Source organism: Frigoribacterium sp. PvP054 (assembly GCF_040547465.1).
Taxonomy (GTDB): Bacteria; Actinomycetota; Actinomycetes; order Actinomycetales; family Microbacteriaceae; genus Frigoribacterium.
In genome coordinates, this window is record NZ_JBEPPU010000008.1 from 1 (window position 1) to 21,133 (window position 21,133).

The 21,133-nt window shown below is 71.6% G+C and carries 17 protein-coding genes; 5 read left to right on the forward strand and 12 right to left on the reverse strand.

Features of this window, described 5'->3' with window-relative positions; genetic code table 11:
- Window positions 1-285: 285 nt before the first annotated feature.
- The 3 genes from ABID81_RS11070 to guaB form a co-directional block, all read right to left on the reverse strand.
- The gene (locus ABID81_RS11070) at window positions 286-2,145 is read right to left on the reverse strand and encodes a glycerol-3-phosphate dehydrogenase/oxidase (protein WP_354594867.1); all 1,860 of its coding nucleotides are present in this window, start codon (window positions 2,143-2,145) and stop codon (window positions 286-288) included.
- Window positions 2,146-2,206: 61 nt separating this feature from the next.
- Window positions 2,207-3,328, reverse strand: coding sequence for a GuaB3 family IMP dehydrogenase-related protein (locus tag ABID81_RS11075; protein ID WP_354594868.1), 1,122 nt, complete (start codon window positions 3,326-3,328; stop codon window positions 2,207-2,209).
- A gap of 47 nt (window positions 3,329-3,375) precedes the next feature.
- Window positions 3,376-4,878, reverse strand: a complete 1,503-nt coding sequence (gene guaB, locus ABID81_RS11080; RefSeq protein WP_354594869.1) for an IMP dehydrogenase — start codon at window positions 4,876-4,878, stop codon at window positions 3,376-3,378.
- A gap of 359 nt (window positions 4,879-5,237) precedes the next feature.
- Here guaB and ABID81_RS11085 point away from each other — a divergent pair, with 359 nt between their 5' ends.
- The 4 genes from ABID81_RS11085 to ABID81_RS11100 all read left to right on the forward strand — a co-directional run bounded on the left by ABID81_RS11085 (window position 5,238) and on the right by ABID81_RS11100 (window position 9,554).
- Complete coding sequence (locus ABID81_RS11085) at window positions 5,238-6,596, forward strand: branched-chain amino acid ABC transporter permease (protein ID WP_354594870.1); 1,359 nt, start codon at window positions 5,238-5,240, stop codon at window positions 6,594-6,596.
- 12 nt (window positions 6,597-6,608) lie between these two features.
- Window positions 6,609-7,592: a branched-chain amino acid ABC transporter permease gene (locus ABID81_RS11090; protein WP_056259640.1), complete on the forward strand. Its 984-nt coding sequence runs from the start codon at window positions 6,609-6,611 to the stop codon at window positions 7,590-7,592.
- Between the two features lie 79 nt (window positions 7,593-7,671).
- Entirely contained in the window at window positions 7,672-8,751 is a 1,080-nt protein-coding gene (locus ABID81_RS11095; RefSeq protein WP_354594963.1) for an ABC transporter ATP-binding protein, read from the forward strand.
- Window positions 8,752-8,831: 80 nt separating this feature from the next.
- Complete coding sequence (locus tag ABID81_RS11100) at window positions 8,832-9,554, forward strand: ABC transporter ATP-binding protein (RefSeq protein ID WP_354594964.1); 723 nt, start codon at window positions 8,832-8,834, stop codon at window positions 9,552-9,554.
- Window positions 9,555-10,087: 533 nt separating this feature from the next.
- On the opposite strand, the gene ABID81_RS11105 is transcribed toward ABID81_RS11100, so the two are convergent.
- The 3 genes from ABID81_RS11105 to groES form a co-directional block, all read right to left on the reverse strand.
- On the reverse strand, window positions 10,088-11,416 hold the full coding sequence (locus ABID81_RS11105) for an ABC transporter substrate-binding protein (protein ID WP_354594871.1): 1,329 nt from the start codon (window positions 11,414-11,416) through the stop codon (window positions 10,088-10,090).
- Between the two features lie 162 nt (window positions 11,417-11,578).
- Window positions 11,579-12,559, reverse strand: a complete 981-nt coding sequence (rarD, locus tag ABID81_RS11110; RefSeq protein WP_354594872.1) for an EamA family transporter RarD — start codon at window positions 12,557-12,559, stop codon at window positions 11,579-11,581.
- A gap of 197 nt (window positions 12,560-12,756) precedes the next feature.
- The gene (gene groES, locus ABID81_RS11115; RefSeq protein WP_123519617.1) at window positions 12,757-13,053 is read right to left on the reverse strand and encodes a co-chaperone GroES; all 297 of its coding nucleotides are present in this window, start codon (window positions 13,051-13,053) and stop codon (window positions 12,757-12,759) included.
- 144 nt (window positions 13,054-13,197) lie between these two features.
- On the opposite strand from groES, the gene ABID81_RS11120 reads away from it, so the two are divergent.
- Window positions 13,198-14,391: a class I SAM-dependent methyltransferase gene (locus ABID81_RS11120; RefSeq protein ID WP_354594873.1), complete on the forward strand. Its 1,194-nt coding sequence runs from the start codon at window positions 13,198-13,200 to the stop codon at window positions 14,389-14,391.
- A 35-nt stretch (window positions 14,392-14,426) separates the two neighbouring features.
- Here ABID81_RS11120 and ABID81_RS11125 read toward each other — a convergent pair whose 3' ends face one another.
- The 6 genes from ABID81_RS11125 to ABID81_RS11150 form a co-directional block, all read right to left on the reverse strand.
- On the reverse strand, window positions 14,427-15,389 hold the full coding sequence (locus ABID81_RS11125; RefSeq protein ID WP_354594874.1) for a DUF4190 domain-containing protein: 963 nt from the start codon (window positions 15,387-15,389) through the stop codon (window positions 14,427-14,429).
- Window positions 15,390-15,578: 189 nt separating this feature from the next.
- Window positions 15,579-16,007: a DUF4190 domain-containing protein gene (locus tag ABID81_RS11130; RefSeq protein ID WP_354594875.1), complete on the reverse strand. Its 429-nt coding sequence runs from the start codon at window positions 16,005-16,007 to the stop codon at window positions 15,579-15,581.
- 109 nt (window positions 16,008-16,116) lie between these two features.
- Window positions 16,117-17,178, reverse strand: coding sequence for a tRNA (adenosine(37)-N6)-threonylcarbamoyltransferase complex transferase subunit TsaD (tsaD, locus tag ABID81_RS11135; RefSeq protein WP_354594876.1), 1,062 nt, complete (start codon window positions 17,176-17,178; stop codon window positions 16,117-16,119).
- Window positions 17,175-17,714 carry a ribosomal protein S18-alanine N-acetyltransferase gene (gene rimI / locus ABID81_RS11140; RefSeq protein WP_354594877.1) on the reverse strand — a complete coding sequence of 180 codons (540 nt, stop codon included), beginning with the start codon at window positions 17,712-17,714 and terminating at the stop codon, window positions 17,175-17,177. Before rimI ends, tsaD begins: the two co-directional genes overlap by 4 nt.
- Window positions 17,711-18,385, reverse strand: a complete 675-nt coding sequence (gene tsaB, locus ABID81_RS11145) for a tRNA (adenosine(37)-N6)-threonylcarbamoyltransferase complex dimerization subunit type 1 TsaB (protein WP_354594878.1) — start codon at window positions 18,383-18,385, stop codon at window positions 17,711-17,713. The genes rimI and tsaB overlap by 4 nt, the downstream gene beginning before the upstream one ends.
- Before the next feature lie 88 nt (window positions 18,386-18,473).
- Entirely contained in the window at window positions 18,474-20,978 is a 2,505-nt protein-coding gene (locus ABID81_RS11150) for a right-handed parallel beta-helix repeat-containing protein (protein ID WP_354594879.1), read from the reverse strand.
- Window positions 20,979-21,133 lie beyond the last annotated feature (155 nt).

A 21,133-nucleotide genomic window follows, 5' to 3' on the forward strand; every position in this document is an offset into this window, starting at 1 on the left:
GCGCCTGACGCCCCCTGTGCCGCCCTGAGGCCCCGATCACGCCCCGGCGTGGTCGGGGCCTCGTGCGTGCGCCCGGCGGGCGCCGAGGCTGGGCCCCCCCGGGGGGGGCCCCCCCCCCCGGGGGCGCCGGGGGGGGGGCCGCCCCCCCCGGGGCCCGGGGGGGGGGCCCCCCCCCCGCCCCCCCCCGGGGGGCCCCCGGGGCGGGGGGGGGGGCGGCGGGGGGGGGGGGGGGCGGCCCCCCCCCCCCCCCCGCCTCCTGCGGGTGGTCGCGTGAGCGACCGGGGATCAGCCCTGGCGACCGCCCGGGCTGCTCGCCGACGTGTCGTCGCCCGGCGTGCCCGCGGGTTCGGTGACCTTCTCGCCCGGCTTGGGCGCGCCTCCCTGGTCGGCCCCCGCGACGACCATGTCGTCCTCGTCGAAGCCGAAGGTGATGTCGGGCGCCTCGAGGCGCACGCGGTCGGCCGACTCGTCGTCGGGCTCGAGCTGGCTGGCCCGCTCGGCCGCGACCCGCTTGAGGTAGTTCGCGACCTCGGCCTCGGCCTCGTCGTCGCTCCAGCCGAGCACGTCGGCCATGAGCTTGGCGGCGACCGGGGCGGCGGACTCGCCGCGGTCCCAGGCCTCGATCGAGATGCGGGTGCGCCGGGCGAGGACGTCCTCGAGGTGCAGGGCGCTCTCGTGGCTGGCGGCGTAGACGACCTCGGCGCGGATGTAGTCGTCGGCCCCGGGCAGCGGCTCGGCGAGCGAGGGGTCGTCGCGGATGAGGTCGAGCACCTCGTCGGTCAGCGTGCCGTAGCGGTTCAGCAGGTGCTCGATGCGCACCTTGTGCACGCCGAACGCCTTGGCGATCTTGCCGCGCTTGTTCCACGCCGCGTGGTAGCCCTCGGCGCCGAGCAGCGGGATCTCCATCGTGGTGCTCTCGGGGGTCCGGCCGTCGAGGGCCGCGACGGCCTCGTCGATGGCGTCCTCGGCCATGACCCGGTAGGTCGTCCACTTGCCGCCGGCCACGACGACGAGGCCCGGCACGGTGTGCGCCACGATGTGCTCACGGGACAGTTTCGACGTCTGGTCGCTCTCGCCGGCGAGCAGCGGCCGGAGTCCGGCGTAGACGCCCTCGACGTCGGCCCGCGTGAGGGGCACCGCCATGACCTTGTTCACGTGCTCGAGGATGTAGTCGATGTCGGCCGCGGTCGCCGCGGGGTGCGCCTTGTCGAGGTCCCAGTCGGTGTCGGTCGTGCCGACCAGCCAGTGGCGACCCCACGGGATGACGAACAGGACGCTCTTCTCGGTGCGGAAGATCATGCCCATGTCGGAGTGGATGCGGTCGCGCGGCACGACGAGGTGCACGCCCTTCGACGCCCGCACCTTGAACTGGCCCCGCTCGCCGACCATGGCCTGGGTGTCGTCGGTCCAGACGCCGGTCGCGTTGACGACCTGCTTCGCCCGGATCTCGAAGTGCTCGCCGGTCTGGTAGTCGTGGGCCTTCACGCCGACGACGCGCTCGCCCACCTTGACGAAGCCCTCGACGCGGATGCGGCTCGCGGCGTGGGCCCCGTAGCTCGACGCCGTGCGCACCAGCGACGACACGTAGCGGGCGTCGTCGACCTGGGCGTCGTAGTAGGTCAGGCCGCCCACGACGGCGTCCTTCGACAGGCTCGGGATCGCGCGCAGCACCTGCGACTTGCTCAGGTGGCGGTGGTGGGGCACGCCGGGCGGGCGGCCGCCGGTCCAGCTGAAGATGTCGTAGAGCGCCATGCCGGCGCCGATGTAGAAGCGCTCGTAGACCGGCTTGCTCAGCGGGTAGAGGAACCGCACGGGCTTCACCAGGTGCGGCGCGAGTCGCTGCAGCAGCAGGCCGCGTTCGATCAGGGCCTCGCGCACGAGCCGGAAGTTCAGCTGCTCGAGGTAGCGGATGCCGCCGTGGACGAGCTTCGACGACCGGCTCGACGTGCCGGAGCCCCAGTCGCGGGCCTCGACGATGCCGACGCTCAGCCCCCGCGTCACGGCGTCGAGCGCGGACCCCGCCCCGACGATGCCACCGCCGATGACGAGGATGTCGAGCTCCTTCGTCTTCAGCGCCTCGACGGCTGCGGCCCGTTCGTCGGGGCCGAGCTTCGAGGAGAGCGAAACGGACGCGGACTTGGCCATGCGAGCCTCCATCGTTGGATTCGGTCGGCCCGGTCTCTCGACCGGATCACCCCATCAAACGCTAGTGAGGCTGGTAGGGGGCCACAACCACCTCGACCCGCTGGAACTCCTTCAGGTCGCTGTAGCCGGTGGTCGCCATCGAGCGCCGCAGGGCGCCCATGATGTTCGACGTGCCGTCGACCGTCGTGGCCGGGCCGTAGAGGATCTTCTCGAGCGAGCCGATGGTGCCGACGTGCATGCGGCGGCCCCGGGGCAGCTCGGGGTGGTGCGCCTCGGCGCCCCAGTGGTAGCCGCCGCCGGGCACGTCGTCGGCCCGGGCCAGGGCGGCGCCGAGCATGACGGCGTCCGCACCGCAGGCGATGGCCTTGACCAGGTCGCCCGAGGTGCCGAGGCCCCCGTCGGCGATGACGTGCACGTAGCGGCCGCCCGACTCGTCGAGGTAGTCGCGGCGTGCGCCGGCGACGTCGGCCACGGCGCTCGCCATGGGAGCGTGGATGCCCAGGGAGGCGCGGGTCGTGCTGGCGGCGCCGCCCCCGAACCCGACGAGGACGCCCGCCGCGCCCGTGCGCATGAGGTGCAGCGCGGCGGTGTAGGTCGAGGCCCCGCCGACGATGACCGGGACGTCGAGTTCGTAGATGAACTTCTTGAGGTTCAGCGGCTCGCTGTTCTTCGAGACGTGCTCGGCGCTGACCGTCGTGCCGCGGATGACGAAGAGGTCGACGCCGGCGTCGACGACCGTCTGGTACAGGTCTTGGGTGCGCTGGGGGCTGAGGGCACCGGCGACGGTCACGCCGGCCGCACGGATCTCGGCGAGGCGGTCGCGCACGAGCTCGGGCTTGATCGGTTCGCTGTAGATCTCTTGCATGCGGGCGACCGAGTCGCGCTCGGGCAGGTCGCGGATCTCGGCGAGGACCTCTTCGGGGTCGTCGTACCGTGTCCACACGCCCTCGAGGTCGAGGACGCCGAGACCGCCGAGCTGACCGATGCGGATGGCCGTGGCGGGGCTGACGACGGAGTCCATCGGCGCGGCGATGACCGGCGACTCGAACTGGAACGCGTCGATCGACCAACCGACCGAGACGTCTCGGGGGTCGCGGGTGCGCCGGCTCGGAACGATGGCGATGTCGTCGAACGCGTACGCGCGGCGGGCTCGCTTGGAGACGCCGATCTCTACCTCAGTCACCGTGCCACCCTACCGGAGCCGGGGGACGCGCCCCCGGCCCGGTGCGTCTAGCGACGGTAGTTCGGGGCCTCGACGACCATCTGCAGGTCGTGCGGGTGGCTCTCCTTCAGGCCGGCCGCGGTGATGCGGACGAACTTGCCGTTCGCCTTGAGCTCGGCCACGGTGCGGCCGCCGACGTAGAACATCGACTGACGGAGGCCGCCGCTGAGCTGGTACACCACGTTGTTCAGGGCACCGCGGTAGGGCACCTGGCCCTCGACGCCCTCGGGGATGAGCTTGTCGTCGCTCGGCACGTCGGCCTGGAAGTAGCGGTCCTTCGAGTACGAGGTGTTCTTGCCGCGGGTCTGCATCGCGCCGAGCGACCCCATGCCGCGGTAGTTCTTGAACTGCTTGCCGTTCACGAACACCAGGTCGCCCGGGCTCTCGTCGCAGCCCGCGAGCAGCGAGCCGAGCATGACGGTGTCGGCGCCGGCCACGAGGGCCTTCGCGATGTCGCCCGAGTACTGCAACCCGCCGTCGGCGATGACCGGCACGCCCGCCTCGCGGGCGGCCAACGACGCCTCGTAGACGGCGGTCACCTGGGGCACGCCCACGCCGGCGACCACGCGGGTGGTGCAGATCGAGCCCGGGCCCACGCCGACCTTGATGGCGTCGGCACCGGCGTCGACCAGAGCCTGCGCACCGCTGCGGGTGGCGACGTTGCCGCCGATGACGTCGACGTGCTCGAAGCTCGGGTCGGCCTTGATGCGACGGATCATGTCGAGCTCGCCCGAGCTCTCGCCGTTGGCGGTGTCGACCACGAGCACGTCGACGCCGGCGTCGCGGAGGGCGCAGGCGCGCTCCCACGCGTCGCCGAAGAAGCCGATCGCGGCGCCGACCCGCAGGCGACCCTCGTCGTCCTTGGTGGCGTCGGGGTACTTCTCGCTCTTGTCGAAGTCCTTGACGGTGATGAGGCCGCGCAGGTGGCCGGCCTCGTCGACCAGGGGCAGCTTCTCGATCTTGTGCTGGGCGAAGATGGCGATCGCCGAGTCGGGGTCTACGCCCTCGGGTGCGGTGATCAGCGGCGCCGCCGTCATGACGTCGCGGACGAGCGTGGTCGCCATCTCGAACGGCGACACGAAGCGCATGTCGCGGTTGGTGATGATGCCGACGAGGGTGCCGTCGCCCTCGACGACCGGCAGGCCCGAGACGCGGAACTGCCCGCACAACGCGTCGACCTCGGCCACCGTGGCGTCGGGCGTCGTCGTGACGGGGTTCGTGATCATGCCGGACTCGCTGCGCTTGACCTTGTCGACGTGCGCCGCCTGGTCGGCGATCGAGAGGTTGCGGTGGATGATGCCGATGCCGCCCTGACGCGCCATGGCGATGGCCATGCGCGACTCGGTGACGGTGTCCATCGCGGCCGAGAGCAGCGGCACCGCGACCCGGATGCGCTTGGTGAGCTGCGACGAGGTGTCGGTCTCGCTGGGGATGACGTCGGTGCGGCCCGGCAGCAGCATGACGTCGTCGTAGGTGAGTCCGATGAATCCGAACGGGTCCGGCTGGTCCATGAGTCCCCTTCGAAGGAGCGAGATGAGGGTGGGTGGGTTGGCACCGGGTCGCCGTCGAGTCCGGTAGTCGATATTAACCCAGCCCGCGCCTCCTGCATTCCTGTCGCCGGCACGCTGAGGGACGGCGAGGAGGCGCGGTGCGACCCCCGGCGCACGCGGCGATCGTGCACCGTTACCGATCCGACACACGGAAGATTCGTGATTCTCGCTCGTCATGGGGGATTCTGTACCGACTCCACTCCGTCTTGCACCTGAAACATGCTCGACACACGGCGGAGTTACTGTCAGCGACGACGACGCCCCGGGAGCAGAACGAGACCGCCCGAATCTCGACGGGGCGCTTCCCACCAGGAGGTTTTGTGAGACTCTCGACGACCATCGCGTCGCGGCCCCGGCTGCGGCAGTCCCTGATCGTGACGGCCTCCGCCGTGCTGCTCGGGCTCATGGCCACGTTCGCCGCCGCGACCGTCGCCCCCACGTCGGCGCAGGCCGCCCAGGCCGCCTGCGCCACGAGCCCCACGACCGGCTGCATCCAGGGCACCATCCGCGACAGCGAGGGCGAACCCGCCGTCGGCGTCGACGTCGTGGCCACCGGTGCGTCCGACTTCGAGGAGACCGGCACCACCGACGACACCGGCCGCTGGAGCATCGCGGTCACCGAGGCGGGCCCCTACAGCGTCACGGTCGACACCGAGTCGCTGCCGGACGGGCAGTTCCTCGTCAACGCGGACAACGCCGAGCGCACGGTCAACGTCAACCTGGGGGCCTCGGCGAGCGCACTGTTCGCCCTGACCGCCGAGGAGGGCGCCGTCACCGGCGACGCCACCGCCTCGGCCTTCAACTGGGACCGCTTCGCCCAGCAGTTCGCCTCGGGCATCCGACTGGGCCTGCTGCTCGCCCTCGCCGCGATCGGCCTCTCGCTCATCTACGGCACGACCGGCCTCAGCAGCTTCTCGCACGGAGAGCAGGTGACCCTCGGTGGTCTGCTGGCCTACTCGTTCACCTCGATCGGGGTGCCGCTGATCCTCGCCGCGGTGCTCAGCACGGTGATCTGCGCCGCGACCGGCTACCTGCAGGACCTCGCGATCTGGAAGCCGCTGCGCAAGCGACGGCTCAGCCTGACGCAGCTCATGATCGTCACCATCGGCCTCTCGATCGCCCTGCAGTACGCGTTCCAGTACTTCTACGGCGCCGGCACCGTCCGGATCGACCGCGACAACCCGTCGACCGTGACCTTCCTCGGGATCACGCTGACCGTGCAGTCGTACGTCGCCATGGCCATCTCGGTCGTCGTGCTCGTCGGCACCGGGCTGTTCCTGCTGAAGACCCGCACCGGACGCGCCACCCGCGCGGTCTCGGACAACCCGGCCCTGGCCGCGGCCTCGGGCATCGACGTCGACCGCATCATCCGCCTGGTCTGGACGCTGGCGGCGGGCCTCGCGGGCCTGTCGGGCGTCATGCTCGGCCTGGTGCTGAACGGCGTCAACTGGATGACCGGCCTGCAGATCCTGCTGCTGATCTTCGCGGCCGTCACGCTGGGCGGGCTCGGCACCGCCTTCGGAGCCCTCGTCGGCTCGCTGATCATCGGCATCGTCGTCGAGCTGACCAACATCTGGCTGCCCGGCGACTTCAAGTACGCGACGGCCCTGCTGATCCTGATCCTGATCCTCGTGTTCAGGCCACAGGGCATCTTCGGTCGAAAAGAACGAGTGGGCTAAGGGGCAACGACCATGTACTTCATCGAACTCCTGCGGGCGCTGAGCGCCGAGGCCCTCGCGCCCACGACGGCCGCCTTCGCCATCGCGGCGATCGGCCTGAACATCCACTTCGGCTTCACCGGCCTGATCAACATGGGCCAGGCGGCCTTCCTGCTGCTCGGCGCCTACGGCTTCGCCATCTCGATCAGCAACGGGCTGCCGCTCGGGCTCGCGGTGATCATCGCCCTGGTCTGCTCGCTCGTCTTCGCCCTGATCCTCGGCGTGCCGACCCTCAAGCTGCGGGGCGACTACCTGGCGATCGTGACCATCTGTTCGGCCGAGATCATCCGGTACGTCGGCCGGTCGAGCATCTTGACCGACACGACCGGCGGCTCGAACGGCATCCCGGGCGCCTCGTACCGCGAGGCGTTCACCGCCCTCTCGCCGCTGCCCGACGGCCAGACCACCATCCTCTGGTTCACGTACGACAACAACGGCGTGAGCGGCTGGTGGATCCGCATCGTCGGCTGGAGCATCGTCGCCCTGCTCTGCCTGCTGGTGTTCCTGCTCAGCCGCAGCCCGTGGGGCCGCGTGCTCAAGGGCATCCGCGAGGACGAGGACGCCGTCCGCAGCCTCGGCAAGAACGTCTACTCGTACAAGATGCAGGCACTCGTGCTCGGCGCCCTGATGGGATCGCTCGCCGGCATCATCTACGTGCTGCCCAGCTCGGTGCAGCCGGACAGCATGGGGCGCTCGATGACCTTCTTCATCTGGACGGCCCTGCTGCTGGGAGGCGCCGCGACGGTCTTCGGCCCGGTGCTCGGAGCGATCCTGTTCTTCGTGACCCGCCTGCTGGTGCGCACCCTCGCCGGCGACTTCATCCCGTCGAGCATCATGAACGGCCAGCAGGCCGAGCAGTTCTCGTACGTCCTCGTCGGCATCGCCCTCATGCTGCTGATCATCTTCAGGCCACAGGGCATCCTCGGAAAGAAGAAGGAGTTGGCGTTCAGTGTCTGACACCTCGAGCACCACCACGAGCACCACCGCCAGCGGCAGCACCCGGCCCCGACGCGAGGGCTACGACTACGACCGCACGGTGCTGCGCTCGAAGCTCGCCACCGTCGAGAAGACCCCGGGCTCGGCGAAGCCGGATCCCATCCTGACGGTCGACAACGTCGTGCGTCGCTTCGGCGGCATGACCGCCGTCGACGTCGGACACGTCGAGGTGCAGCGCGGTGCCATCACGGCGCTCATCGGCCCGAACGGAGCCGGGAAGACGACGTTCTTCAACCTGCTGACCGGCTTCGACAAGGCCTCGTCGGCCCCCACCGCGTTCAAGCGCAGCGGCGCGGGCGTCGCGAAGTGGGTCTTCGAGGGCAAGGCCATGGGCAACGTCGGCGCCGCCAAGGTCGCCCGCTCGGGCATGGTGCGCACCTTCCAGCTCACCAAGGCGCTGTCGCGCCTGACCGTCATGCAGAACATGCTGCTCGGCGCGAAGGACCAGCCCGGCGAGAACTTCTTCGTCGCGATCGTCGCGCCCCTCTGGCGCAAGCGTGAGCGAGAGATCGAGCTCAAGGCCGAGGAGCTGCTCAGGCGGTTCAAGCTGTTCGAGAAGAAAGACGACTTCGCCGGCAGCCTGTCGGGCGGCCAGCGCAAGCTGCTCGAGATGGCCCGCGCGTTGATGAGCGACCCGGCCATGATCATGCTCGACGAGCCGATGGCCGGCGTGAACCCGGCCCTGACCCAGTCGCTGCTCGGGCACATCCAGAGCCTGCGCGACGACGGCACCACGGTGCTCTTCGTCGAGCACGACATGCACATGGTCCGCCACATCTCGGACTGGGTGATCGTCATGGCCGAGGGCCGCATCGTGGCCGAGGGTCCGGCCGACACCGTGATGGACGACCAAGCCGTCATCGACGCCTACCTCGGCGCCCACCACGACACCGACCTGGGCGACGACTCGCTGCTCGACGACGCCACGCTCGAACAGCTCGAAGAAGAGGTGGCGCGCGAGGACGCGGCCCGCGCGGCCGAGGCGACCAGCGCCTCCTCGTCCGCGGGCGGCGTCGTGGGACGCGACCTGCCCGGCCACCCCGACCCCTCGACCCCGCAGGCCACGAACGCGGCCGACGACCAGCTGTCCGACGGACGGCAGAGCGGAGACAAGCGATGAGCACCGCACAGGACGGCGCGGGCGCCACCACGGCCCCCAAGCACCCGGGCACCGAGAAGTTCGCCGGCGTCGAGCCGGTCATGAACGCGACCGACCTCGTCGCGGGCTACCTGCCGGGCGTGAACATCCTCAACGGGTGCGACCTGGTCTGCTACCCCGGCGAGCTGATCGGCATCATCGGCCCGAACGGCGCCGGCAAGTCGACGCTGCTCAAGGCGCTCTTCGGGCAGGTCAGGATCCACTCGGGCTCGGTCACGCTCGGCGGCGCCGACATCACCAACCTCAAGGCCAACAAGCTGGTCGAGGCGGGCGTCGGCTTCGTGCCGCAGACCAACAACGTGTTCCCCTCGCTGACCATCGAGGAGAACCTGCAGATGGGCATGTTCCTGCGGCCGAAGAAGTTCGCCGAGCGCCTCGAGGTCATCTACGACCTCTTCCCCGTGCTCGCGGACCGTCGCGGCCAGCGCGCCGGGTCGCTCTCGGGCGGCGAGCGCCAGTCGGTCGCCATGGCCAGGGCACTGATGATGGACCCCAAGGTGCTGCTGCTCGACGAGCCGTCCGCCGGCCTGTCGCCCGTGCGCCAGGACGAGACGTTCATCCGCACCCGCCGCATCAACAAGGCCGGCGTCTCGGTCATCATGGTCGAGCAGAACGCGCGTCGCTGCCTGCAGATCTGCGACCGCGGCTACGTCCTCGACCAGGGCCGCAACGCCTACTCGGGCACCGGCCGCGAGCTGGCGGACGACCCCAAGGTCATCGAGCTCTACCTCGGCACCCTGGCGAAGGACGTCGAGGGCGCCTGACGCCCCCTGTGCCGCCCTGAGGCCCCGATCACGCCCCGGCGTGGTCGGGGCCTCGTGCGTGCGCCCGGCGGGCGCCGAGGCTGCGCACCGCGTGTCGTGCACCGCACCCGGTCTCGACGCGGTGCCGTGCACGACACACGGTGCGAAGGCGGGGACGCACCGGCGGGCCGTCCCGGGACGAGGAGGCGCGGCACCGGGGACGCGGACGTCGCGACCGTCCTGGGGTCGCCCGCCGCGCCTCCCGGCCTCGAGACGCCGCGCCGGGGCGCCCGAGCCTGGCGCACCGCGTTTCGTGCACCGCACCCGGTCTCGACGCGGTGCCGTGCACGAGACGGGGTGCGAAGGCGGCGACGCATCGGCGACGCGGTGCCGTGCACGACACACGGTGCGAAGACGGCGGCGCACCGGCGACGCGGTGCTGTGCACGAGACGCGGTGCGAAAGCGGCGACGCACCGGCGACGCGGTGCGGGGCACGCCGAAGGGCCCGGCACGATGTCTCGTGCCGGGCCCTCGGATGGTGCGGGTGGTGGGACTAGCCGACCGAACCCTCGATGCCGGTCTGGTAGACGGGCTTGTTGTCGGCGTCGAACTGGTAGACGCCGATCGAGGCGGACGACGGGTCGTTGTCGTCGTTGAACGGTCCGATGCCCGAGGGGCCGGTGTAGTGGATGTCGTCACCGGCGTCGAGCGCGGTCTTGCAGTCCGCGAAGGTGGTGCACTCGGTGCCGCCGTTCGCGCCGGAGACCGCGGCCATGTTGGCCTGGATCGTCCCGGCGTCGGTGCCGCCACCGGCCTGGGCCGCGAGAGCGGTCAGGATGACGGCGTCGTACGACTCGGCAGCGTACGAGTAGTCGGCCAGAGCCTGTCCCTCGCTCTGCTGGTACCCGGCGGCGAGCTTGGCCTTGAAGTCGGCGCTCGCGTCGGCACCGGGGATCGTGCCCTTGGCGCCTTCCAACGTGCCGGGCTCGAAGTCGGCGCTGTAGTCCGCCGTGTTGCCGTCGGACATGTAGACCTTGCTCATGTCCCAGCCCTGGGCGACCAGCTCGGGGACGATCGACTTGGTCTCGTCGAAGGCGAGGATCACGATGGCGTCGGGGTCGGCGGCGATGGCTGCCGAGACCTCGGACGAGAAGGTGGTCTGACCGGGGGGGAACTCCTGGCCCTCACCGGTTCCGCCGTAGACGACGGTGCCGCCCGAGCTCTCGATCGACTCCTGCGTCGAGTCGCGGAGGCCGGTGCCGTAGGTGTCGTTGAAGACGAGGAAGGCGACGTTGGCGTTGCCGTCGGCGGTGATCTGCTGGCCGAGGGCCGAACCCTGCACCGAGTCCGGCGGAGCGGTGCGGTAGTAGTACGACGAGTAGCCGCTCAGCGAGCTCGCCGTGTTGGCGGGCGAGATCTCGACGATGCAGTTGCTGGTGAGCTGGTCGACCACGTTGAGCGTGACGCTCGACGACTCGGCACCGAGCACGACGGGCACCTTGGCGTCGATCAGCTGCGTCGCCGCGTTGCTCGACACGGTCATGTCGTTGCTGTCACCCGAGTCGGTGCTGGTCGAGATCTCGGCCGGCTGGTCGAGGACGCCACCGGCGGCGTTGATGTCGCTGATGGCCTGGTTCGCACCGGCGATGGCGGGCGGGCCGAGGTAGGCGAGGGTGCCGGTCAGGGGCAGCATCGTGCCGATCGCGAACGGATCGGTGCTCGGCGTGCCGGCCTCGCAGCTCGCGGCCGGGTCGGTCTTGGCCGACGAGGACGCCGACGACGAGGCGTCGTCGGAGGGGGAGGCCGTCGAACAGGCAGCGAGCAGCACGGAGGCTGCGCCGGCGAGTGCCAGTGCTCGGAGGGCGGTGCTGGATCGGATCATCCGTGGAACCCTTTCGTGGACAGCGGCAGTGCAGCCCGACCGGTGGCGGTCGAACCTGCCGCGATTGGTCCGAAACTAGGGGTCGAATGTTTCTGGCGTGTGTTCTCGGCGTCAAAGTGACGTTTCGTTAGCCATTCGTGACTTTGCGAGGGAAGGTCGCTTCTAGACCGCGGGGGCTACGGCGGCCGGACGGCGCGACCGCCGCCCGGTGCGCACCATGTCGACCGTCAGCACGATCGAGGCGACCCAGACGATCGCGAAGCCGACCCAGCGCGTGAGCGACATGTGCTCGCCGAGCACGACGACGCCCACGACGAACTGCAGCACGGGCGCGACGTACTGCGTCAGGCCGACGGTGGTCAGGGGCAGCCGACGGGTCGCCGCGGCGAACAGCAGCAGGGGCACGGCGGTGATGACGCCGGTGCCCACCGTGGCGATCGTGTGCCCGACGCCCACCGTGCCGAGCACGACGCCGCCGCCCAGGCCCGTCACGTGCAGGACGATCAGGGTCGCGGCCGCGAAGGGGGCGATCCACAGGGTCTCGAGCGTGAGCCCGCCGACCGCGTCGACGCGACCGCCGACCTGCTTCTTGACCAGCCCGTAGAGCCCGAACGAGAACGCGAGCACGAGCGAGATGACCGGTGGCCGCCCCGCGCCGACCGCGATCACGAGGACGGCCACGGCGCTCAGCCCGACGGCCACCCACTGGGTCGTGCGCAGGCGTTCGCGCAGCACGACCACGCCGAGCAGCACCGTCACGATGGGGTTGATGAAGTACCCGAGGGCGGCCTCGACCACGTGACCGCTGAGGGTCGCCGAGATGAAGACCGTCCAGTTGACGACGATGAACGCGCCGGCCAACCCCATGGTGCCCACCACGCGGGGCTGGCGCAGCAGCGCGCCGAACGAGCGCAGGGCGCCCGTGACGACGAGCAGCACCGCGCAGAAGACGAGCGAGAAGAGCACGCGCCAGGCCACGATCTCGAACGGGCCGGCCGGTGCCAGCAGCAGGAAGTACACCGGCAGCACGCCCCAGAGCCCGTAGGCCCCCAGGGCGTAGGCGAGCCCCGCACCGCCGGCTCCGGCGACGCCGAGCCCCGGGGTCGGGGCGGCGGGGGACGAGGAGGCGCGGGTCGAGGTCACCTGGTGACTCTAGGTGGCTGCACCCACTGCACGGAACGCGAGGTCCTGCCACGGTGGATCGATCGACGGACGATCATGCCCGGGGACGGTCGATCGTCCGCCGGGAGGCCGCGGACACGACGAAGGCCCCTGCCTGGGCAGGGGCCTTCGGGGCGGCGACCGGTGGTCGCGGGCGACGGCCGGAGCCGCGCCGGGAACTAGCGGACGATGACCGCCAGGACGTCGCGAGCCGAGAGCACGAGCAGGTCTTCGCCGCCGTACTTCACCTCGGTTCCGCCGTACTTGCTGTAGATGACCTTGTCGCCGACGGCGACGTCGAGCGGCACGCGGTTGCCGTTGTCGTCGATGCGGCCCGGGCCCACCGCCACCACTTCGCCCTCTTGGGGCTTCTCCTTGGCGGTGTCGGGGATCACGAGGCCCGAAGCAGTGGTCTGCTCGGCTTCGACCTGACGAATGACGATGCGATCTTCGAGCGGCTTGATGCTGACCGACACGGGTGACCTCTTCTTTCTCGGTGCTACGAAAACATGGGGGCTGGCACTTGCCGGGGGCGAGTGCCAGAACAACTGTAGGACGAGACTGGCACTCGGTCAATCCGAGTGCCAACGGGTCGGGTCGCGTGCGTCACACTGGACGACATGGATTCCTCCGAGCTGCTCGAAGTCCTCTCACCCGAGGGGCTGCGGCTGCTCGACTCGCTGCCGGCGGGCGGTGGCACCGGCGACGACGTCGTCGGCACCGTGGCCGCGCTCCGCAAGCAGGGGCACCCGCCCGCCCTGGTGTCCGCGGTGCTGACCCAGGCGAGGCTCCGGGGCAAGGCCGCCGCCAAGTTCGGTGAGTTCGCGAGCCGCATGCTCTTCACCGAGGCCGGCCTCGAGCAGGCCACGCGCCTCCCGGTGGCCGCCCGGCACGCCGGCCGCTACGCCGCCGCCGGCCTCGGCAGCGTGGCCGACCTCGGGTGCGGCATCGGCGGCGACGCGATCGCCTTCGCCGCGCTCGACCTCGACGTGCTCGCGGTCGACCGCGACGAGGTCACCGCCGCGGTCGCCTCGTACAACCTCGCACCGTGGTCGTCGTCGCGGGTCGAGCACGGCGACGCCGCGACGACCGACCTCGGCGGGGTCGAGGGCGTGTTCCTCGATCCGGCCAGGCGGACGTCCGGCCACTCCGCGACGAAGCGCCTCGCCGACCCCGCCGACTGGTCCCCCGGCCTGGACGTCGCGTTCGGTCTCGCCGAGCGGCTGCCCACGGGCGTCAAGCTCGGACCGGGCGTCGACCGCGAACTGCTGCCGACCGACGCCGAGTGCCAGTGGATCTCGGTCGACCGCGACGTGGTCGAGGTGGGGGTGTGGTTCGGACCGCTGGCGCGGCCGGGGGTGGGCCGGTCCGCCCTCGTGATCGGCGCCTCCGGTGCGTCCGAGCTGACGGCGCCTGCCGACTCCGACGACGTGGACCCCGGCGACCTCGGCGAGTACCTCTACGAGCCCGACGGTGCCGTCATCAGGGCACGCCTGATCGGCGACCTCGCCCGGTCGATCGACGCCCGCACGATCAGTCGCGACATCGCCTGGTTGACCACGGAGGCGCGGGTCGAGACCCCCTTCGCCCAGGGCTTCCGGGTCGTCGAGGCCTTCCCGCTCGACGAGCGGACGCTCAAGCGCGAGCTGCGGGCCCGCGGCATCGGCCGACTCGAGATCAAGAAGCGCGGGGTCGACGTCGACCCCGCGACGTTCCGCAAGCGCCTGTCGCTGCAGGGCACCGGGTCGGCGACGCTCGTGCTGACCCGCGTCGCCGGCCGCCACACCGCGCTGCTCTGCGAACGCCTGGCCTGACGCGCCGCCGGACGCCTCGGCGCGGGGGTCGGGGGTCAGTAACCGCCGTAGTAGCCCGAGCCCGACGAGAAGCCAGCGATCCAGAGGCCGAAGAGGACCCAGCCCAGGACGATCAGGGCCACGCCGGCGTAGCCGACGATGAGGCCGGTCAGCCAGAAGCCGCGGGCGTGACGCTCGCGTGACGTGCCGAGGTGGCCCAGGACGACGCCGGCGATCGAGAGGACGATCGAGAGTCCGAAGGTGAACGGGGCCAGCACGAGGCCCGCGATCGAGCCGATCATCGACAGGAGGCTGAGCAGACGCGGGGGCTGGGCCGCACCGGCCGAGGCGTAGGGCGGATAGGGCGAGCCGTAGGGTTGCTGGCCGTACGGCGCTTGACCGTACGACTGCTGAACCTGAGGCTGCTGGCCGTACTGCGGCTGGCCCTGAGGCTGCCGACCGTACTGCGGCTGGCCGTACGACTGCTGGCCGTACTGCGGCTGACCCTGAGGCTGCTGGCCATACGGCTGCTGGCCGTACGGCGGCTGACCCTGAGGCTGCTGGCCGTGCGGCTGCTGGCCGTACTGCGGCTGCTGGCCGTACTGCGGCTGCTGGCCGTAGCCCTGCTGCTGACCCTGGCCGGTCTGCTGCCCGTACCCGGCCGGCGCGTGGGCGCCCGATGGGGCGTGCGGCGGCCGGGGCGGCTGAGGGGCACCGGGCGGGACCTGCCCCGGGCGGGACCGTTCGGGCTGCGGGTGGGCGGGAGCACCCTGCGGCGCACCGTACGGTGCCGAGCCCGTGGGCGGCACGCCGGCTCCGCCGTGGGTCGACGAGGCGGGCGGCTGCGACGGCGCCCCGGGGAAGGCGGTGGGCGGCAGGGGCGGCGACGAGGCGGCCGGGCCCCGGGCGCCCTCGGTCTGGCTCACGGGCGGGGCACCCGTCGCCGTGGGCGGGGTGGACGCCGAGGGCGCGCTCGGCGTCGAGGAGGGCTTCTCGGGGGTGGTGTCGTCGGTGGCCATGAGCTGCCTTTCGCGAGCGGTGGGTCGGTCGTGTCATCGGTCGGTCCGGTCAGGGTCGGTCCGGTCAGGGTCGTGCCGGTCGCGACCGAGGATCACGAAAGGGTCCGCACCGTCGGCGCGGACCCTTTCATGCTAGCGACGACGCCGATGAGCAGCCCCTGGGAAGCCGCCACCCGACGCTGCGTCGGACTACGAGTTGTAGCTGCCGTCGTAGAGGGCGGGGTCGCTCGCGACGATCCCCAGCCCGACGAAGACCAGGACGATGAGCAGGATGCCGATCAGCACGGACACGTAGCCCAGGATCGTGCCGGTCAGGGCCATGCCCCTGCCGTCCTCACCCGTCTTCTTGATCTGGCTGAGCGAGATGTGGCCCGTGACGATCGCCGCGATGCCGGCGAGGCCGCCGGTGACGAAACCGACGATGCCGAGGATCAGCGACACGAGGGCCAGCGTGTTGCGCTGGCCGGAGCGTGCGCCGTTCTGGCCCTGGTAGGCGGGCTGGCCACCGTAGGGCTGGCCCTGGTAGGCCGGCTGTTGGCCCTGGTGGGCCGGCGGCTGACCCGGGTAGGGGTTCTGCGACGAGGGCTGGCCCTGGGGCCCGGAGTTGTGGTCGGTCATCGGAGGACGTCCTTCTGCTGAGGTTCGGCCGGTGACGGCCGCGGTCGGTCGAGCCCCTGCATGCTATCGGCGACGGGCACCGGGCGACCGAGCCGCCGACGGGGCGGGCTCAGACGGCCTGCACCGTCGTCACGGGCAGCGTCGAGTCGGCACCGAAGTCGAGCGGCGACGGTGCCCGGCCACGCGAGACGAGCTCGGCGCCCAACGCGGCGATCATCGCGCCGTTGTCGGTGCAGAGCGAGAGGGGCGGCACGCGCAGCTCGACCCCGGCGGCCGCGCAGCGCTCGGCGGCGAGCTGCCGGACACGGGCGTTCGCCACGACTCCCCCGCCGAGCAGCAGGCGCGGCACGCCCCGGTCGACACAGGCCGCGAGGGCCTTGGTCAGCAGGACGTCGGCGACCGCCTCGCGGAAGCTGGCGGCGACGTCGGCGACCGGCACCGCGCCTCCTTCGCCGCGACGCTGTTCGACCCACCGGGCGACGGCCGTCTTCAGCCCCGAGAACGAGAAGTCGTACCGGTGCTTCGCCAGGTCTTTCGGCAGGGTCAGTCCTCGTGGGAACCTCACGGCCTTCGGGTCGCCACCCTCGGCGACCCGGTCGATCTGCGGACCGCCCGGGTAGGGCAGGCCGAGCAGCCGGGCGACCTTGTCGAACGCCTCGCCCGCGGCGTCGTCGATGGTCTCGCCGAGCAGCTCGACGTCGTCGACCAGGTCGCGCACGTGCAACAGCGAGGTGTGTCCGCCCGAGACGAGCAGCGCGATCGTCGGCAGCTCGAGCTCGCTGCCGTCCTCGCGCAGCACGTCGGCACCGACGTGCCCGACGAGGTGGTTCACGGCGTAGAGGGGCGTGCCGGTGGCGAGCGCCAGGGCCTTCGCCGCGCCGACGCCGACCATGAGCGCCCCGGCGAGCCCGGGGCCGCTGGTCACGGCGATGGCGTCGAGCTCGGCCACGGTGACCCCGGCCTCGGCGAGCGCCGCGGCGAGGGCCGGCTCGATCGCCTCGAGGTGCGCGCGGGCGGCGACCTCGGGCACGACGCCGCCGTAGCGGGCGTGCTCGTCCATCGACGACGAGATGACGTTGGCCAGCAGCGTCCGCCCCCGGACGATCCCGATGCCGGTCTCGTCGCAACTGGTCTCGATGCCGAGCACGAGCGGTTCACGGTCGGCGGTCACTCGAGGTCCTCCTGCCGGTCGAGGGGAGCGTCGCCGAACGGCTCGGCCCGGGTCGGGGTGGTCTCGGTGACCGCGGCGGGCACGGAGAGCCGCATGACGACCGCGTCCACCCCGTCGGGCTGGTAGTAGCGCTTGCGGACGGCGATCGGTTCGAACCCGAGCGACTCGTAGAGGTGCTGTGCCCCGGGGTTGTCGGCCCGCACCTCGAGGAACACCTCGTGGACGCGGGCCTGACGCGCCTCGCCGAGCAACTGCGTCAGCATCGCGCGGCCGAGCCCCCGCCCGCGGTGTTCGGCGAGCACGGCGATGGTCTGGACGTCGGCCTGACGGGCACCCTTCGGCGCCAGCATGCCGGCGTAACCCATGACGGTGGTGTCGTCGCCCTCGGCCGTGGCGACCAGGTAGCGGCCGCCGGGTGCCGTGAGCTCGTGCGTCATGCTCGCCCGCGACCACGCGTCGGAGGCGAAGGTCGTGGTCTCGATCGCCATGATGCCGTCGAGGTCGTCGAGGGTGGCCGCGCGCAGCAGGACGCTCATCGGGTCACCGGCTTCGGGCCGGCCGACGGGGTCACGTCGGGTTCGCGCAGGTAGAGCGGCTCGGCGTCGGCGAACGGGCGACCGTGCTCGAAGAGCCGCTCGGCCAGCATGCCCAGGGCGGCCGCCGAGACCGTCGTCGCGTCGGGGTCGGTGCGGGGCCAGGACGAGGAGGCGCCGGTCACCTCGTCGAGGTCGGCCGGCCGGACCAGGGCGGGGCCGGCCGCGAGCACGGGCAGGCCGTCGTCGTCGAGACCCGACCACGCGCTGTACGCCACCTCGCGGCGCCGCGCGTCGGTGACGACGACGAGGGGGGAGTCGAGACGCCCGCCCGCCGTGGCGACGGACCGACCGCCCTCGGCCGAGAGCCGCTCGAACGCGACCGCGTCGTGGCTGCCGACCGAGAGACAGGGCACGCCGGCCCCGAAGGCGAACGCGCGGGCGGCGGCGATGCCGACGCGGAGGCCCGTGAAGGGCCCGGGGCCGCGGCCGGCGACCACGGCCGAGAGGTCGGAGGGGACGACGCCCGCCTCGCGCAGGGCCTCGTCGACCAGGCTGCCGATCACCTCGGCGTGCCGACGGGTGTCGGCGACCGTGCGCTCGGCGAGGACTCCGCCGTCGCGGTCGACGACGGCGACGGACGAGCCGGCTGAGGTGTCGATGGCCAGGATCACGGGGTCAATCGTAGGCGGTGTCGGGAGGCCGACCCGCGCCTCCTGACGGGTGACGGAACCCGGCCGGGGCCGGGCTCCGTCACGCCGGTCAGAACGCGCCGATGCGCCGCGCCGTGCCGGGCTGGCCGAGCAGTGCCGCGATGTCGGACGGCAGGGCCGAGACGATGCCGAGCGACGACGTGAGCAGGCCGGTCATGGCGCCCAGGTCGAGCACCGACGAGGTCTCGACGTTGCGCCAGGACGAGTTCTTGCCCGCCAGCGCCGACGTCGAGTCGAACCGGGTGACCGTCTTGTTGTCGCCCGCGCCCCAGCCGACCAGCGTGGCCTGGGCCGTCGTGCGCCGCTGGTTGAAGGCGTTGCCCGTCACCGTGATGCCCATCGAGTCGGCCGAACGGTTGGTCTTCGAGTCGAGCACGTAGACCTGGTAGTAGCCGCCCTTGCCGAAGGCGTTGTTCGCGATGGTGATCTTGCCCGTCACCCAGCTCATCGTGGGGTCGGGGATCGGTCGGCGACGGTCCTGACCGGTGGCCGCGGTGGCCTGGCGACGCTCGTCCTGCAACACCTTGACGCCGAACTGGCTGAAGCCGCCGACCGAGTTGTTGTAGATCCGCACGTCGTCGCTGCCGATGATCTGGATGCCCGCCTTGCCGCCGGTCACGGTGTTGCCCGCGATGACGGACTTGCTCGAGAGCTCGAGCTGGATTCCGGTCCACTCGTTGTCGACGACCGTGTTGCCCACGACCTTCGAGTCGTAGACGGACTCGTCGAGCCAGAGCCCCGAGCTGTAGTTGCGGCTGACGTCGTTGTTCGAGACCGTCACGCCACGCGAGCGCGTGATCTTGACGCCGCCGGAGACCGGGGTCTCCTTGAAGCGCTGCCAGTTGTTCTCACGGACGACCGAGTCGGTCAGCTTCATGTCGTAGGAGGCGTTGGCACCGATGCCGAGCATGCCGTTGTGCTCGACCGTGAGGCGCTGCAGCGTGCCACCGTTGTTCTCGAGGTTCACGCCGATCATGGCGTTCTCGGAGACGACCAGGTCGCGGGCCGTGGCCCCGGTGTTGCCGAGGCGGACCGTGCCGCGGTCGGCGTCGAGCGTGGCGTACCGACGGACGCCGAAGCCCTGCAGGGTCGTGTTCGGAGCCTGGACCCAGATGGCCTGCTGCTTGTTGCTGATGCGCAGTTCGTGCCCGGCGGGATCGCTGCCGATCAGCACGCGGCCACCGGCGGGGTCGGCCGCGAAGGTGCCGGGCGCGAGCTTGTCCGGCGTCACCTGGGTGAGCTGGACGCCGTCGAGGAAGACCTGGTCGGGTCGGCCTGCGAGGGGGAAGCCCGCCTGCAGGAAGCGCGGGTTGTCGGCGATGCCGAGCAGCGCCGAGGACGGGAAGGACGACCACGGCGTGCTCCAGCCCGAACCCGAGCGCTGCCACGACGACACGGGCACCGAGCCGTCGAGCCAGACGGCCTCCTTCGGGTAGGCCTGGATCGTCAACGGCTTGTTGAAGGGCACCACGACGCTCTCGTTGTAGCTGCCGGCGCGCAGGACGATCGTGGCGCCGGCTTTCGCCTTCGCGACGGCGGCGGCCAGCGTGCGGTACGGCGCGGCCTGGTTGCCGGCGGCACCGTCGTCGCCACCCGGGGCGACGAACAGCGCCCCCGCGGGGACGGCGTAGGAGGCCGACCCGACGGGCACGGAGCCGCGCGACGGAGCCGGGTCGGTCTCGGGCGCGGGCGTCGGCTCGGGAGCGGGGGCCGGTGCCGGTGCCGGTGCCGGGGTGGGCGTCGGGGCGGGGACGGGCACCGGGGTGGGCACGGCGTCCTGGGGCGACTGGACCACCGTCAGGTCGTCGAAGGTCGTCGTGGCGACGGTCTTGTTCGACGAGCTCGAGTACTGCCAGAGCCCGATGGTGCCGGCCTTCGCGATGCGGTCGGCGGACGAGTCCGAGACCGACAGCTGCCAGCCGGGCTCGGTCGAGCCGGCGGTCCACCCCTTGCCCTGCAGGCCGACCGAACCGGTGCCGACGACGCGGAACGCGACCGAGACGGCCGAGCCCTTCGTCACGCCCGACGGCAGGGCGACGCGACCGAGGTCCTTCTCGCCGGACTTGCCGACCTTGGTGATCGCCAGCGCGACCTTGCCCGACGAACCCTGCTCGAGCCTCCCGCGGTAGGCCGAGCCGTCGGCCTGACGGCGCAGCTCCCAGCCCTGGTAGAAGCCGGCCGCCGTCTGCGGCAGGCGGATCGTCTCGCGCACCTCGACGTCCTGCACCGAGGTGCCGGTGAGCGACGCGGTCGCCGATCCACCGGGGACGAGCCCCGTGATGGACGAGACGCCGCCGCCGACGGCGAAGGTGGCCTTGGTCGGCCCGGACCAGGTGGTCCAGGTGCCGCCCTTGTCGGCCTTGCCCCAGCCGCCGGAGGTCGTGCGGCCCGACGCGTCGGAGGCGACGGTCGTGGCGGCCGCGGAGGCGCTGGTCGCGGGGACGAGGACGGCGGCGACACAGGCCACCGCCATGGTGAGGGCGCTGAGGACCGTCCGGGTGGGGGTCGGTGAGCCGAGCTGGGGTGCGTGAGCGTGAGCGTGAGCGTCGAGCATCGGTGCTCCTTTCGTCGGGGTGGAGTATCGATGGATCCGGCACGTACCCCCAGGACGGGGGCTTGCGCGATCGGTGCTGCGGCGAGTCGATTCCAGACCTCGGCGAAGACAAGAACGAATCCTCATACATCTATGCGCGGTTGGCAAGCGCCCGT

What these genes read in the sequence shown, in the direction of transcription:
- ABID81_RS11070 (WP_354594867.1), bottom strand. Translation starts at nt 2,145, where the DNA reads ATGGCCAAGTCCGCGTCCGTTTCGCTCTCCTCGAAGCTCGGCCCCGAC.
- guaB (WP_354594869.1), bottom strand. Translation starts at nt 4,878, where the DNA reads ATGGACCAGCCGGACCCGTTCGGATTCATCGGACTCACCTACGACGAC.
- ABID81_RS11090 (WP_056259640.1), top strand. Translation starts at nt 6,609, where the DNA reads ATGTACTTCATCGAACTCCTGCGGGCGCTGAGCGCCGAGGCCCTCGCG.
- ABID81_RS11100 (WP_354594964.1), top strand. Translation starts at nt 8,832, where the DNA reads ATGAACGCGACCGACCTCGTCGCGGGCTACCTGCCGGGCGTGAACATC.
- ABID81_RS11105 (WP_354594871.1), bottom strand. Translation starts at nt 11,416, where the DNA reads ATGATCCGATCCAGCACCGCCCTCCGAGCACTGGCACTCGCCGGCGCA.
- ABID81_RS11120 (WP_354594873.1), top strand. Translation starts at nt 13,198, where the DNA reads ATGGATTCCTCCGAGCTGCTCGAAGTCCTCTCACCCGAGGGGCTGCGG.
- ABID81_RS11125 (WP_354594874.1), bottom strand. Translation starts at nt 15,389, where the DNA reads ATGGCCACCGACGACACCACCCCCGAGAAGCCCTCCTCGACGCCGAGC.
- ABID81_RS11130 (WP_354594875.1), bottom strand. Translation starts at nt 16,007, where the DNA reads ATGACCGACCACAACTCCGGGCCCCAGGGCCAGCCCTCGTCGCAGAAC.
- rimI (WP_354594877.1), bottom strand. Translation starts at nt 17,714, where the DNA reads ATGAGCGTCCTGCTGCGCGCGGCCACCCTCGACGACCTCGACGGCATC.
- ABID81_RS11150 (WP_354594879.1), bottom strand. Translation starts at nt 20,978, where the DNA reads ATGCTCGACGCTCACGCTCACGCTCACGCACCCCAGCTCGGCTCACCG.